The sequence below is a fragment of the Sphingomonas sp. genome, assembly GCF_965248875.1.
Classification (GTDB): domain Bacteria; phylum Pseudomonadota; class Alphaproteobacteria; order Sphingomonadales; family Sphingomonadaceae; genus Sphingomonas.
Genome location: NZ_CBDFKR010000011.1, coordinates 1,261,585 through 1,274,745 on the forward strand (window position 1 = coordinate 1,261,585; position 13,161 = coordinate 1,274,745).

At 66.8% G+C, this 13,161-nt stretch carries 12 protein-coding genes and 1 pseudogene; 7 read left to right on the forward strand and 6 right to left on the reverse strand.

Annotated elements, in window-relative coordinates:
• Positions 1-57: 57 nt before the first annotated feature.
• From ACP2AD_RS13370 to ACP2AD_RS13380, 3 genes are all read right to left on the reverse strand, one after another.
• A complete protein-coding gene (locus tag ACP2AD_RS13370) occupies positions 58-267 on the reverse strand; it encodes a helix-turn-helix transcriptional regulator (protein ID WP_425230538.1) in 210 nt (69 codons plus the stop codon).
• Entirely contained in the window at positions 260-694 is a 435-nt protein-coding gene (locus ACP2AD_RS13375; RefSeq protein ID WP_425230539.1) for a hypothetical protein, read from the reverse strand. The genes ACP2AD_RS13370 and ACP2AD_RS13375 overlap by 8 nt, the downstream gene beginning before the upstream one ends.
• A gap of 251 nt (positions 695-945) precedes the next feature.
• The gene (locus ACP2AD_RS13380) at positions 946-2,469 is read right to left on the reverse strand and encodes a fumarate hydratase (protein WP_425230540.1); all 1,524 of its coding nucleotides are present in this window, start codon (positions 2,467-2,469) and stop codon (positions 946-948) included.
• Between ACP2AD_RS13380 and ACP2AD_RS13385 the strand changes: the two genes are divergently transcribed.
• Together ACP2AD_RS13385 and ACP2AD_RS13390 are read left to right on the forward strand one after the other, a co-directional pair.
• The gene (locus ACP2AD_RS13385) at positions 2,395-2,895 is read left to right on the forward strand and encodes a helix-turn-helix domain-containing protein (protein WP_425230541.1); all 501 of its coding nucleotides are present in this window, start codon (positions 2,395-2,397) and stop codon (positions 2,893-2,895) included. The genes ACP2AD_RS13380 and ACP2AD_RS13385 overlap by 75 nt on opposite strands.
• A gap of 265 nt (positions 2,896-3,160) precedes the next feature.
• A complete protein-coding gene (locus tag ACP2AD_RS13390; RefSeq protein ID WP_425230542.1) occupies positions 3,161-5,809 on the forward strand; it encodes an EAL domain-containing protein in 2,649 nt (882 codons plus the stop codon).
• 93 nt (positions 5,810-5,902) lie between these two features.
• Here ACP2AD_RS13390 and ACP2AD_RS13395 read toward each other — a convergent pair whose 3' ends face one another.
• Both ACP2AD_RS13395 and ACP2AD_RS13400 read right to left on the reverse strand, forming a co-directional pair.
• Entirely contained in the window at positions 5,903-6,922 is a 1,020-nt protein-coding gene (locus ACP2AD_RS13395) for a glycosyltransferase family 4 protein (RefSeq protein WP_425230543.1), read from the reverse strand.
• Between the two features lie 19 nt (positions 6,923-6,941).
• Positions 6,942-7,757: a UDP-2,3-diacylglucosamine diphosphatase gene (locus ACP2AD_RS13400; RefSeq protein WP_425230544.1), complete on the reverse strand. Its 816-nt coding sequence runs from the start codon at positions 7,755-7,757 to the stop codon at positions 6,942-6,944.
• 143 nt (positions 7,758-7,900) lie between these two features.
• Between ACP2AD_RS13400 and ACP2AD_RS13405 the strand changes: the two genes are divergently transcribed.
• The 3 genes and pseudogenes from ACP2AD_RS13405 (at position 7,901) to ACP2AD_RS13415 (ending at position 11,509) form a co-directional block, all read left to right on the forward strand.
• Positions 7,901-8,629, forward strand: coding sequence for a haloacid dehalogenase type II (locus ACP2AD_RS13405; protein ID WP_425230545.1), 729 nt, complete (start codon positions 7,901-7,903; stop codon positions 8,627-8,629).
• A gap of 368 nt (positions 8,630-8,997) precedes the next feature.
• Positions 8,998-10,920, forward strand: coding sequence for a ribonucleoside-diphosphate reductase subunit alpha (locus ACP2AD_RS13410; protein WP_425230546.1), 1,923 nt, complete (start codon positions 8,998-9,000; stop codon positions 10,918-10,920).
• A 173-nt stretch (positions 10,921-11,093) separates the two neighbouring features.
• Positions 11,094-11,509 (forward strand): annotated as a pseudogene (locus ACP2AD_RS13415) (endonuclease domain-containing protein).
• Positions 11,510-11,511: 2 nt separating this feature from the next.
• On the opposite strand, the gene ACP2AD_RS13420 reads toward ACP2AD_RS13415, so the two are convergent.
• A complete protein-coding gene (locus ACP2AD_RS13420) occupies positions 11,512-11,763 on the reverse strand; it encodes a DUF2171 domain-containing protein (RefSeq protein ID WP_425230547.1) in 252 nt (83 codons plus the stop codon).
• Positions 11,764-11,819: 56 nt separating this feature from the next.
• Between ACP2AD_RS13420 and ACP2AD_RS13425 the strand changes: the two genes are divergently transcribed.
• The gene (locus ACP2AD_RS13425; protein WP_425230548.1) at positions 11,820-12,047 is read left to right on the forward strand and encodes a hypothetical protein; all 228 of its coding nucleotides are present in this window, start codon (positions 11,820-11,822) and stop codon (positions 12,045-12,047) included.
• 49 nt (positions 12,048-12,096) lie between these two features.
• A complete protein-coding gene (locus ACP2AD_RS13430) occupies positions 12,097-13,152 on the forward strand; it encodes a ribonucleotide-diphosphate reductase subunit beta (protein WP_425230549.1) in 1,056 nt (351 codons plus the stop codon).
• Positions 13,153-13,161 lie beyond the last annotated feature (9 nt).

The window sequence follows — 13,161 nt, forward strand, 5'->3', positions numbered from 1 at the left end:
CAAAAAGCATTTTTTCCACAAAGGTCTATACGGAGCACATGCCAAAGTTGGAGGACGCTATATTTCATTCGGTAGCTGGAAAAGCTGTTCGACGCTGACGTTTAGGGCCCGCGCCAACTTCAGTGACAAGATTGTTGAGGGAATAAAAACCCCGTTCTCCACCGTATTGACCGTTTTCCGGGACACTTGGACAAGCGTCGCCAACTCCTGCTGCGTTAGGCCTGCCCCTGTCCTAATAGCCTTGAGAAAGCTAACCAGCTCAGCCATCTCGACGTTCCAGCCAGGCAAAGACAATGGCAGTGGAAACGACTGTTAAACTGATCAGCGCGGCCGGTGACCAGGCTGGGACGTAACGCTGGAAAGAGCCAGAAATGGACAGCATGCCAAGCCCAGCTAGCGCCACAACAAGGCCGGCTTTTGCGGCTTTTGCCTGATGCGACTGTACAAGTTCGTCGTTGATGATTGCACGTTCAGCTGCGGACCATCGCAGGTAACCAGGAACTCCGAAAACCCAGCCGATCGTCAATGCCATCCAAACGAGCCACAGAAAAAAGTAGAACGGGTCGCGATCTCGATGCTCACCAGCACCCAAAATTGCTACTGTCGAGAAGGCTGCGGCAGCAGACGCGTTCATCAGCGTCAGCGCTGCACGCCGGGATGAAACTTGCTCGGGTGATTTGATGCCGCGGTTCATGCCTACCTCCATGTAACGTCGAGGTGACATGTAACGTCAAGGTTACGCACGTCAAGGCGGTAGTGAGGCCGTTGTGAAGAATCTAGAAAATCACAGCTTTGCTACGCTGTGGCAAAGGCCCCGTCTGCAACGCAATGATGCCGGCCTTTTTATTGAGACGTTATCTGTTGCAGAAGGCTGTAGCGGAATAACGGCTTTGGCTATGGTCATCCCCGAAAGCGGCCAGGCCGCTTCCCACCACAAACGGCCGTTCACACGCGCTCCAGCAACCGTTCCCGCGCGATCCGCTCCCGCCACCCCAGCGGTGCCAGCTGGTGGACGTTCTGCCCCTCGGCATCGACAGCGACCGTTACCGGGAAGTCGGCCACCTCGAACTCGTAGATCGCCTCCATGCCCAGGTCCTCGAACCCGACCACCTTCGCCCCCTTGATCGCGCGCGCGACCAGGTACGCCGCACCGCCGACCGCCATCAGGTACGCCGACCGCGCCTCGCGGATCGCCTCGGTCGCGGCCGGCCCGCGCTCCGCCTTGCCGACCATCGCCAGCAGCCCCTGGTCGAGCATCATCCGGGTGAATTTGTCCATCCGCGTCGCCGTCGTCGGGCCTGCGGGGCCGACCACCTCCTCGCCTACGGGATCGACCGGGCCGACATAGTAGATGACGCGCCCCGCGAAGCTCACCGGCAGCTTCTCGCCGCGGTCGAGCATGTCCTTGATCCGCTTGTGCGCCGCGTCGCGGCCGGTCAGCATGCGGCCGTTGAGGAGCAGGCGGTCGCCCTGCTTCCACGACTGCACCTCCGCAGGCGTCAGCTGGTCGAGGTCGACGCGCTTCGCCGCCTTGTCCGGCGTCCACCGCACGTCGGGCCACTCGCTCAGCTTCGGCGGCTCCAGATAGGCGGGGCCGCTGCCGTCGAGCACCAGATGCGCGTGCCGCGTCGCCGCGCAGTTGGGGATCATCGCCACCGGCTTCGACGCCGCATGGGTCGGCCAGTCGAGGATCTTGACGTCGAGGATCGTCGACAGTCCGCCCAGACCCTGCGCGCCGATGCCGAGCGCGTTCACCTTGTCGAACAGCTCGATACGCAGCGCCTCGATGTCGTTCTTCGGCCCACGCGCCTTCAGCTGGCCCATGTCGATCGCGCCCATCAGCGATTGCTTGGCGAGCAGCATCGCCTTTTCCGCCGTTCCGCCGATACCGATACCCAGCATGCCGGGCGGACACCAGCCCGCGCCCATCTGCGGCACCGTTTCCACCACCCAGTCGACGATCGAGTCCGACGGGTTCATCATCTTGAACTTGGACTTGTTCTCCGAGCCCCCGCCTTTGGCCGCGACATCGATCGACACGGTCGCGCCCGGCACCATCTCGACATGGAGCACGCTAGGCGTGTTGTCCTTGGTGTTGCGCCGCGTGAACGCCGGGTCTGCCAGGATGGAAGCGCGCAGCTTGTTCTCGGGATGGAGGTAGGCGCGCCGCACGCCCTCGTCCACGACCTCCTGCAGGCTGCGGTCTCCCGGCTCCAGCCGGCAGTCCTGGCCCCAGCGCACGAACACCGTGACGATGCCCGTATCCTGGCAGATCGGCCGGTGCCCCTCCGCGCACATCCGGCTGTTGGTCAGGATCTGCGCGATCGCGTCCTTCGCGGCCGGGCTCTGCTCCGCGGCATAGGCGTCGCCCAGCGCGCGGATATAATCCATCGGGTGATAGTAGCTGATGAACTGCAGCGCGTCGGCGACGCTCTCGATCAGGTCGGTTTCGCGGATGACGGTCGGCATGGGCGACAATTAGCGCGGCGGCGGCGGAAGGGAAACCGGCCGCCCCGCGCGCGGCCGGCTTCACTTAAGCGAGGCGAAGATACTGACCACATTGTCGTCGGGATCGGTGACGCGACCAAAGCGCTGCCCCAGAAACTGTCCCACGGCGCCTTGCAGGCGCCCGCACCGAGCGCGATCAGCTTTGCGTGGAACGCGTCCACGGCGGCCGGATCGGCGCATTCGAACTGCGGGTTCACGCGCTGGCCGCCAGTTGCCCCTGACTTGGCCGGGTCAATAGTCCCGCGGGGTCGGCTCCGAAGCACGGACGCGCGCGATGCCGTCCTCGAAGCCGCATTCAGCCTGATGAGCGAGCGCGGGTTCGACGCCATGTCGATGGAGGGGGTCGCCGCCCGCGCCGGCGTTGGCAAGGCGACGGTCTACCGGTGATGGAAGACACCGCGACACCGCGCTCGCGCTGTTGTACGGCCTCCTTTACACGCCGCTGCTGTTCGGCGGCGATCCCCCTGATGCCGACCGGCTTGCCGCGATCCTGCAGCTCTCCCTGGCGGCGATCTTCAGGTGCTGACGTGACGCCGGTCGCGGGATCAATCGTCTGCAGGTCCAGACGCCTGCATCCCGGCCGGTAAACGCCACGTCAACCATCCCCGCACGGCAATTCGGCAACCGTGTTGCCCTAGGTCGCCGGGTCACGATGCTGCGCCTTGCCCTCGAACCTCGCGACCGCGTCCCGGCCGCCGTGCTGCTCGGCCTCGCCGAGGACGAGCGTGCGCCGCTCGCCGATGCGGGTGCGATGAAGCTTGCGCAGGTGAAGGCGGTATGGCCGATCGCGATGGCGGCACAGGGGGTCGGCGCTGCGGTGCTGGTCGGCATGCCGTGGCTACAGGGCTTCGCGCACCCGACCCCCTTGTCGTTCATCGGTATCGGCATCGTCACCGCGATGGCGGGCATGATCTGGGCGTCGCTCGCCTTGCCGGGGGCCAGGGTCTGGCCGGTCCACACGCTCAATCGCGTGCTGATGACGCTGGCGTCGATCATCGCCGGCGGCTTGCTCCTGCTGCTCTGGGCCGCCGCGCGCATGCCGGCCGGCCCGGCGCAGCTCGGCAGCTTCGTCGCCGCCGCGGGCGCGGTCGGCATCACCGCCATCGCCCTGCAACCGGTGCGCGCCGCCTCGCTCGGCTTTGGCGCAGGGCTGGTGGTGGCGTTGTTCGCGCTGTCGGGCGCAGGCCTGGCGCTCGGCGTGTCGGCGGCATTTCTCGGCTGTCTCGGCGCCAGCGCGCGGCGGCTCGCGCGCTACGATGTCGACGCCGCAATCGCGTACGCCGCGGAGGCCAGCGAAGGCCGCCTCGCCGCCAAGATGATCGCGGAGTTCGAGGGGCAGGGCACCGGCTGGTTCTGGGAAGCCGACCGTTACGGCCGCGTCACCTATCTGTCGCCGGCGGTGGCGGGCGAGCTTGAGCGCGTCGCCGGCATTCCTCCGGTCGGGCGCATGCTGACCGACCTGTTCCGGATGGACGGCGACACGCCGGCCACCGAGCGCACGCTCGCCTTTCACCTGTCGTCGCGCACCTCCTTCAGTGATTATCCGGTCTGCGCCGCGGGCGAGGGCAATTGCGACCGCTGGTGGTCGATCTCCGGCCGGCCGCTGCTCGACGAGACCGAGCGGTTCGCGGGCTTTATCGGTTCGGGAGCGGACCTGACCGAGCGCCGCCGGTCGGAGGCGGAGATCACGCGCCTCGCCATGTTCGACGGGCTGACCGGCCTCGCCAACCGGGCGCACATGCGATCCAGCCTGGACAAGACGCTGGCGCAGACGCCGGGCGCCTTTCGCCCGGTCGCGCTGTTCCTGCTCGACCTCGATCGCTTCAAGCAGGTCAACGACACACTGGGTCATCAGGCCGGCGACGTGCTGCTCAAGCAGGTGGCGCAGCGGCTTCAGCGCGGCGTCGGCGACGCGGGCATGGTAGGACGGCTCGGGGGCGACGAGTTCCAGGTGCTGCTGCCCGGGATCGACAATCGCGACAGCCTGGCGATCCTGGCGCGCGACCTGATCAAGGCGATTTCGCAGCCCTATTTCATCCACGGCGCATCGATCTCGATCGGCGGATCGATCGGCGTCGCGCTGGCGCTGAAGCCCGGCGACGATGCCGAGACGCTGACCCGCAACGCCGATCTGGCGCTCTATGCCGCGAAGGGCGACGGCCGCGGCGTCCACCGCTTCTATGCGGCCGAAATGCTGGCGGGCGCGCAGACGCGGCAGCAGCTGGAGGATGACCTGCGCGTTGCGATCGCGACCGGCGGCTTCCATCTTGCCTACCAGCCGGTGGTGTCGACCGCAGACGCGCTCATTGTCGGCTATGAGGCGCTGATCCGCTGGAATCACCCGACCCGCGGCGCGGTGTCGCCGTCCGACTTCATCCCGGTGGCGGAGGAAAGCGGGCTGATCGGCGCGATCGGCGAATGGGTGCTGCGCACCGCCTGCCTGGAAGCGGCGCGCTGGCCCGAGGGAAAAGGAGGCGCGATTCGGGTCGCGGTCAACGTCTCGCCGATCCAGTTCGCCGACCCCCAACTGCCCGCGCTCGTCACCAACGCGCTCGCGCGGTCGGGACTGGCCCCCGCGCGGCTCGAACTGGAGATCACGGAAGGCGTCTTCCTCGACGAGACGCAATCGTCCGACGCGATGTTCAAGGCGTTGAAGCGGATCGGCGTCCGCCTGGCGCTCGACGATTTCGGCACCGGTTATTCGTCGCTCGGCTACCTTCGCAACGCGCCGTTCGACAAGATCAAGATCGACCAGAGCTTCGTCAAGGGCGCGGCCCAGACCGGCAATCGCAACGCCGCGATCATCAAGGCGATCGTCACGCTCGCCGACACGCTCGACATGGAGACCACGGCGGAGGGGGTCGAGATCGAGGACGAGATCGAACTGGTCCGCCGCCTCGGCTGCAGCCACATTCAGGGCTATATCTACGGCAAGCCCGCACTCGCCGAGGACGTGATGCGCCAGCTGAGCGGCAGCGAGGGCAAGGCGGTGCCCGACGGCTATCGCGTCAGCCGCTCGCCGCGCAGCTCGATGCTGCGCACCGCCCGCGTCGCGATCGGCGGCACCGAAGGCGACGTCCGCATCCGCAACATCTCATCGACCGGCGCAATGATCGACGGGCTTGAGATCCAGGGCGAAGCCGCCGGGCTCGACGTGCTGATCGAGTTGCTGGAGGATCAGATGTTCGCCGCCCGCGTGCGCTGGGCGCGTGACGGCCGCGCGGGGCTGGAGTTTGCCGAAAACTTCAATCTGGAACGCCTCAACCAGGCAAGCGCGCGGATCAGACGGATCGCGGGCTGACGGTCACCCGTCCGCTGGACCGACCCGCTGCCCGACCACGATGCCGTGCGCCGGCGTCATCGCCGCCGATCATGACAGAACGCGCCGGGGCCGTCAGGCGGCGAGCGCAACCGGCAGCGGCGTCAGCGCTGCCAGGAACTGTTCGGCGCTCGTCCGCCAGCTGAACCGCTGCGCCGCCGCCGCGCAGCGGTCGCGCGGCACGGCGGCCGCCGCAGCGATCGCCGCGGGCAGGGCGGCCGCCATTGCGCCCATCTCCGGCGTCAGCACGTCGAGTGGGCCCGCGACGGGGAATGCCGCGACCGGCGTGCCGCACGCCGCCGCCTCCGCCATCACCAGCCCGAACGTGTCGGTCAGACTGGGGAACACGAACACGTCCGCCGCCCGGTATGCCGCCGCCAGCGCCTCGCCGGTCAGCGCGCCCAGGAAATGCGCGTGCGGATAGGCGCGGCGCAGCACGGCCTCCGCCGGGCCGCTGCCGACCACCACCTTGCTGCCTGGCCCCGGCGCGGCGAGGAAGGCGGGCAGGTTCTTCTCAACCGCGACGCGGCCGACGAACAGCTGCACCGGCCCCGGCAGCGCCGCCATCACCGTGTCGCGCGGGCCGTCGGGGCGGAACAGCGTCAGGTCGACGCCGCGCCCCCAGCGCCGCGCATGCGCGATGCCGTGCGCCGCCAGCGCCGCCTCCACCCGCGGCGTCGCCGCCAGGACCGCGGTCGAGGGCGCGTGGAACCAGCGGATGAATCGCCACACATGCTTGGGATCGAGCCCCGTCCGCAGCGCCACATAATCGGGGAACTGGGTGTGATAGGCGGTGGTGAACGGCAGCCCGCGCTTCAGGCACCAGCGCCGCGCCGCCAGCCCCAGCGGGCCTTCGGTGGCGATGTGCACCGCGTCCGCTTCGAACGCCGCAATCGCGCGCCCGACGGGGGTGGAGGTCGCCAGCGCCAGCCGAATGTCGGGATAGGTCGGGCACGGCACTGAGCGGTAGCGGTCGGGCCCGATCACGTTGATTGCATGCCCCATCGCGGTCAGCTCGCGGGCCGTCGCCTGCAGCGTGCGGACGACGCCGTTGACCTGCGGCGTCCAGGCGTCGCTGACGATAACGATCTTCATGGCGCGATCCGCATCGCGGTCACGCCGCCAGCGCCAGCGGCCTGCCGCGCGCCGCCATCTCGTCCGCCCAGTTGATCAGCTCCATCCGCCCGTCGCCATGCTCAACCAGCGCGGTGCAGCTCTCCACCCAGTCACCGTCATTGTAATAGGCGACGCCGCCGATCTCGCGGATCTCCGCGGTGTGGATGTGCCCGCACACCACCCCGTCGACCCCACGCATTGTCGCGGCGTGGGCCACCACCTCCTCGAAATGCGAGACAAAGGCGACCGCGTTCTTGACCCGCGCCTTGGCGTGCTTCGACAACGACCAATAGGGCAGCCCGAGCAGCCGGCGGGCGACATTGAACCAGCGGTTCACCCCCATCAGGAACGTGTAGGCGGCGTCGCCGACATGCGCGAGCCAGCGATGCGCCAGCGTCACCGCGTCGAACTCGTCGCCGTGGAGCACCAGCAGCCGCCGCCCGTCGGCGGTCTCGTGGATCGCCTTGCGCCGGATCGCGATGCCGCCGAAGTCGAGCCCCGCGAACTGGCGGAACATCTCGTCGTGATTGCCGGGGATGTAGGTCACCTGCGTACCCCGCCGCGCGCGGGCGAGCAGCCGCCGGATCACTTCGTTGTGCGGCGCCGGCCAAAAAAACCGCTTCTTGAGCCGCCACCCGTCGACGATATCGCCGACGAGGTACAGCATGTCGCTGTCGACCCGGTCGAGGAAGTCGACCAACATCGCCGCGTTGCATCCCCGGGTCCCCAGATGGATGTCGCTGATCCAGATCGTGCGGTAGCGGCGGCGCGGTGTGCCGGCGGGGCCGGTGCCGGCGGTGGCGAGTGGCGGCATGATCGTCTCCCTGCCCGTTTGGCCGCCGTTACCCGCAATATGTGACGGGCGAATCACGGTTGGATGACAGGTTGGTGTCGCCTCCTCTCCCGCCTGTCCCTGAAGGCTTGCCCGAACCCCGCTCTCGCCCACATAGCCGCGCGATGCTTCCGCTCGCCTTTGCCTTTGACGTATTCGGCACCGTCGTTGACTGGCGCAGCTCCGTCGCGCGCGAGTCCGTGCCGCACCTCGCCGCACTCGGCCGCGCCGATGTCGATCCCCACCGCTTCGCCGACGCCTGGCGCGCCCGCTATCAGCCGGCGATGGCCACGGTGCGGGACGGCCGCCGCGACTGGGTTGTGCTCGACACGCTCCATCGCGAGATGCTGGAGGCGACGCTCGCCGCCCACGTCATCGACCTGGCCGCGGTCGGCGAGGCGCGGCTGGCGGACTGGACGCGCGCGTGGCACCGGCTCGACCCCTGGCCCGACAGCGTCGCGGGCCTCGATCGCCTGCGCGCGCTGGCGCCAGTGGTCACGCTCTCCAACGGCAATGTCGCGCTGATCGTCGCGATGGCACGGCGTGCGGGACTGCACTGGGACGCGGTGCTCGGCGCCGAACTGGCTCGCGCCTACAAACCTGATCCGGCGGCTTATCTGGGGACTGCCGCCGCGCTAGGGGTAGCGCCCGGCGACCTGTGCCTCGTCGCCGCGCATCATAGCGACCTCGCCGCCGCGCGTGGCTGTGGCCTGCTCACCGCGTTCATCGCCCGTCCGCAGGAATATGGTGGCGCCCCCGCCCCCGATGTGCATCACGTCCAGGAGTGGGACTGGCACGCCACCGGCCTCGACGATCTCGCGGCCCAGATGGAGGCCGCCGCGACCGCGGGCTGATCGCTCGCCAACAGCAATTTATTTTCGTTTTCATTTCGTTCTCTTGTGCTTCCTGGAAGCGGCGGAAATCGGCGCGTCGCCGACAATCGGTCTCTCGACGGGACGACGAACCGACTCTCACAAGCGACGAACTGCAGAAGTTATGACACCGTTAGCCACTTGCTTCCCTCGGCTGGTTGGCACAATCTGTTGCGGTTGAGCCCGGGGGTGGACCCAACTGCTGGTAAAGAACGGTGACGTTGGCTGTGGTCGGCGCAGGATTGTCGCGTCCCATCACAACTGCGACGTCCCTGTTTTGTTCTTCGCCGACAGGTGTATGCTGGTCCACTGCCCGAGTCGACAGGCGACGAACACAAAGGGCCGGCGACATGGATTTCAGGGATATGGGCGTGATGGTCGAGACGAGTGACGTGACCACCATCGAGGCGAGCCCGACGAGCAGCGTTGCGGTGTCCCTCGAAGACAGCCGCCGTGTCGACGCCCGGCCATTCGCCCTGGAGGTCGATCACGGCCGCGACGCGCTGCTGACCGATTTCGGCAAGGAGACGCTGAAGGACCGCTACCTGCTGCCCGGCGAAGGCATTCAGGACCTGTTCGTCCGCGTCGCCAGCGCCTATGCCGATGACGCTGCGCATGCGCAGCGGCTGTACGACTATATCTCGCGGCTGTGGTTCATGCCCGCCACCCCCGTCCTGTCGAACGGCGGCACCGGCCGCGGCCTCCCGATCTCCTGCTACCTCAACTCGGTTCCTGACAGCCTCAACGGCATCGTCGACACCTGGAACGAGAATGTCTGGCTGGCGTCGCGCGGCGGCGGGATCGGCACCTATTGGGGCAATGTGCGCGGCATCGGCGAGCCGGTCGGGCTGAACGGCAAGACCAGCGGCATCATCCCGTTCGTGCGGGTGATGGACAGCCTCACGCTCGCGATCAGCCAGGGCTCGCTGCGCCGCGGCTCGGCCGCCTGCTATCTCGACATCAGCCACCCCGAGATCGAGGAGTTCCTCGAGATCCGCAAACCCTCGGGCGACTTCAACCGCAAGGCGCTCAACCTCCATCACGGGGTGCTCGTCACCGACGCCTTCATGGCCGCGGTGCGCGACGGCGCCGAGTGGGTGCTGCGCAGCCCCAAGGACCAGAGCCCACGCGCCACCGTTGACGCGCGCTCGCTGTTCCAGAAGCTGGTCGAGACCCGGCTCCAGACCGGCGAGCCCTACATCGTCTTCGCCGACCATGTGAACTCGACGATGCCCAAGCATCATCGCGACCTCGGCCTCAAAGTGTCGACCTCGAACCTGTGTTCGGAGATTACGCTGCCGACCGGCCGCGACCATCTGGGGCAAGACCGCACCGCGGTGTGCTGCTTGTCGAGCCTCAACCTCGAGACCTGGGACCAGTGGAAGGACGACCGCCGCTTCATCGAGGACGTGATGCGCTTCCTCGACAACGTGCTGCAGGATTACATCGACCGCCACGAGCCGGGGATGGAGCGCGCCGCGTACAGCGCCGGGCGCGAGCGCTCCGTCGGGCTCGGCGTGATGGGCTTCCACTCCTTCCTCCAGGCGCGCGGCCTGCCCTTCGAGGGCGCGATGGCGAAGTCGTGGAACCTGCGCATCTTCAAGCACATCAAGGCGCAGGCGGACGAGGCGTCGATCCAGCTCGCGGTCGAGCGCGGCCCCTGCCCCGACGCCCACGACATGGGCGTGATGGAGCGCTTCAGCTGCAAGATGGCGATCGCGCCGACCGCGTCGATCTCGATCATCACCGGCGGCACCAGCGCGTGCATCGAGCCGATCCCGGCCAACATCTACACCCACAAGACGCTCTCGGGCTCCTTCTCGATCAAGAACCCGTATCTGGAGAAGCTGCTCAACGAGAAGGCGAAGAACACCGACGCGGTGTGGAACACGATCCTGGAGCAGGGCGGCAGCGTCCAGCATCTCGATTTCCTGAGCGCCGAGGAGAAGGACGTCTTCAAGACCAGCTTCGAGATCGATCAGCGCTGGCTGCTGGAGCTCGCCGCCGACCGCACGCCCTATATCGACCAGTCGCAGTCGCTGAACCTGTTCATTCCGGCGGACGTCGAGAAGTGGGACCTGCTGATGCTCCACTTCCGCGCCTGGGAGCTGGGCATCAAGTCGCTCTATTACCTCCGCAGCAAGAGCGTGCAGCGCGCCGGCTTCGCGGGCGGCGAGGGCTCGGGCGGGGTCGAAGCGGACAACACCATCGAGACGCCCGTCTTCTCGCTGGGCGAGACACGGGATTACGACGAGTGTCTGGCCTGCCAATAGGCATTGGCGTCAACAAAAGGGGCGAGGTCTCACCCTCACCCTTTCGCCGCCTGCGGCGGCTGTTCCCTCTCCCATCGGGAGAGGGAGGGAGGCGCGGAACGCGCCGGAAGGGTGAGGGTGACATGCGCAGTTATGAACACCAGCCCTCGGGCACGATCGACGACCTTCGCCGGATGCGCCACGAAGCGCCCGCGCCCGAACTTCGCCTGCTTCGCAGACTGCGCGAGGCATTTCCTTATTTAAAGTGGCGCCACTGGTCACCGGTTGGCCCCTACCGCGTAGATATTCTCTGCTTCAGCGGAAAGCTGGTGATCGAGGTGGATGGCGACACTCATGCACGACCGAGAGGTTCGACGCCCACCGCACCGGCTTTATCGAACGCCAGGGCTACCGGGTGATCCGCTTCGCCAACGCCGACGTGATGCACAATCTGGAAGGTGTGTTAGCGCAAATCTCCCTCTCCCTCCGGGAGAGGGAACAGCTTGCCGCAGGCAAGCGCAAGGGTGAGGGCGACCTTCCATCGAGCCGATCACCCTCACCGCGCGCCGCTATGCGGCTTGCCTCTCTCCCAAGGGGAGAGGAGTTTTGAGGCTATTCAGCCTCCTCGAACATCTCGGCCGCGTTCGCCGCAGTGGCGGAGAGCCGCACCGTGTCGCCCTCGATTTCCGCAACCAGCCCGGCGGGGAGGTAGTGGTGCTTCGCCCCCTGCCCGTCCTGCGTCGACGGACTGTCGTTCTTGGTCAGCTTGATCCGCTCGCCGTCGACATGGTCGACGGTGCCGACATGGACGCCGTCGGCGCCGATCACCGCCATATGCTCCTTGATGTTGCTGTGGTCGTGCATCGTTCGACTCCTCCGAATGGTTCGGGAGCGCAACGAGCGGGTCTAGGGTTGGTTGCGTGACCTGGCAGGTGCTCGCCATGTATGCGGTCGCCGCCGCGCTCTGCCTAGCCGGCGCGGGCCTGCTGCTGGCGCTCGCGCAGCCCAGCGGTCCGGCCAAAATCTATGTGTTCCGCATGGTGGGGGTAATGGCGCTCGCCGCTGGCGCCGTCCTCGCCTTCAGCGCCTGGTCGATGCAGCGCTGGAGCAGCGAACCGCCCCCACCTTCCACAGCAGCGCACCGATGACGGTCCGTCCCCGACCCCCCATATTCACCCGACACGCGGAGTAACCCCCATGTCCCTTCTCCAAGCCTCCAAGCAGTACAAGCCGTTCGAATACCCTTGGGCGTTCGACTTCTGGAAGCGTCAGCAGCAGCTCCACTGGCTCCCTGAGGAGGTCCCGCTGGGCGAGGACTGCCGCGACTGGGCGCAGAAGCTCAGCGAGCATGAGCGCAACCTGCTGACGCAGATCTTCCGCTTCTTCACCCAGGCCGATGTCGAGGTGCAGGACTGCTATCACGAGAAATACGGCCGCGTGTTCAAGCCGACCGAGATCAAGATGATGCTGACCGCGTTCAGCAACATGGAGACCGTGCACATCGCGGCATACAGCCACCTGCTCGACACGATCGGCATGCCCGAAAGCGAATACGGCGCGTTCCTGGAATATAGCGAGCTCAAGGACAAGCACGACTATCTGCAGAACTTCGGGGTCGACACCGACGAGGACATCGCCCGCACCCTCGCCATGTTCGGCGGCTTCACCGAAGGCGTGCAGCTGTTCGCCAGCTTCGCGATGCTGATGAACTTTCCGCGCTTCAACAAGATGAAGGGCATGGGCCAGATCGTCACCTGGTCGATCCGCGACGAGAGCCTGCATTGCGAGGGCATCATCAAGCTGTTCCACGCCTTCACGCGCGAACGGAACTGTCTGACCAAGGCGGTGAAGGACGACATCGCCGACGTCTGCCAGACGACGATCCGGCTGGAGGACAATTTCATCGACCTCGCCTTCGAGATGGGACCGGTCAACGGCATGACCGCCAAGGAGATCAAGAAGTACATCCGTTACATCGCCGACTGGCGGTTGGGGCAGCTGGGATTGAAGCCGATCTACATGATCGACGAGCACCCGCTGCCGTGGCTGGCGCCGATGCTGAACGGCGTCGAGCACGCCAACTTCTTCGAAACGCGCGCGACGGAATATTCCAAGGCCGCAACGCGCGGTCAGTGGGGCGAGGTATGGGACTCGTTCGACAAGCGGCAGAAGGCGAAGCTGGGCAAGCCCGCGGCGAACGAGGATGTCGAGGGCGAGGACATGTTCGCGCGGGCGGGGGTTGCGGCGGAGTGAGGGTCGTGG

Excerpts from the sequence above, each read along its gene's own strand:
- ACP2AD_RS13405 (WP_425230545.1), top strand. The coding sequence starts at position 7,901 with ATGCTTCCGCTCGCCTTTGCCTTTGACGTATTCGGCACCGTCGTTGAC.
- ACP2AD_RS13410 (WP_425230546.1), top strand. The coding sequence starts at position 8,998 with ATGGATTTCAGGGATATGGGCGTGATGGTCGAGACGAGTGACGTGACC.
- ACP2AD_RS13370 (WP_425230538.1), bottom strand. The coding sequence starts at position 267 with ATGGCTGAGCTGGTTAGCTTTCTCAAGGCTATTAGGACAGGGGCAGGC.
- ACP2AD_RS13400 (WP_425230544.1), bottom strand. The coding sequence starts at position 7,757 with ATGCCGCCACTCGCCACCGCCGGCACCGGCCCCGCCGGCACACCGCGC.
- ACP2AD_RS13420 (WP_425230547.1), bottom strand. The coding sequence starts at position 11,763 with ATGCACGACCACAGCAACATCAAGGAGCATATGGCGGTGATCGGCGCC.
- ACP2AD_RS13395 (WP_425230543.1), bottom strand. The coding sequence starts at position 6,922 with ATGAAGATCGTTATCGTCAGCGACGCCTGGACGCCGCAGGTCAACGGC.
- ACP2AD_RS13390 (WP_425230542.1), top strand. The coding sequence starts at position 3,161 with ATGCTGCGCCTTGCCCTCGAACCTCGCGACCGCGTCCCGGCCGCCGTG.
- ACP2AD_RS13380 (WP_425230540.1), bottom strand. The coding sequence starts at position 2,469 with ATGCCGACCGTCATCCGCGAAACCGACCTGATCGAGAGCGTCGCCGAC.
- ACP2AD_RS13430 (WP_425230549.1), top strand. The coding sequence starts at position 12,097 with ATGTCCCTTCTCCAAGCCTCCAAGCAGTACAAGCCGTTCGAATACCCT.
- ACP2AD_RS13375 (WP_425230539.1), bottom strand. The coding sequence starts at position 694 with ATGAACCGCGGCATCAAATCACCCGAGCAAGTTTCATCCCGGCGTGCA.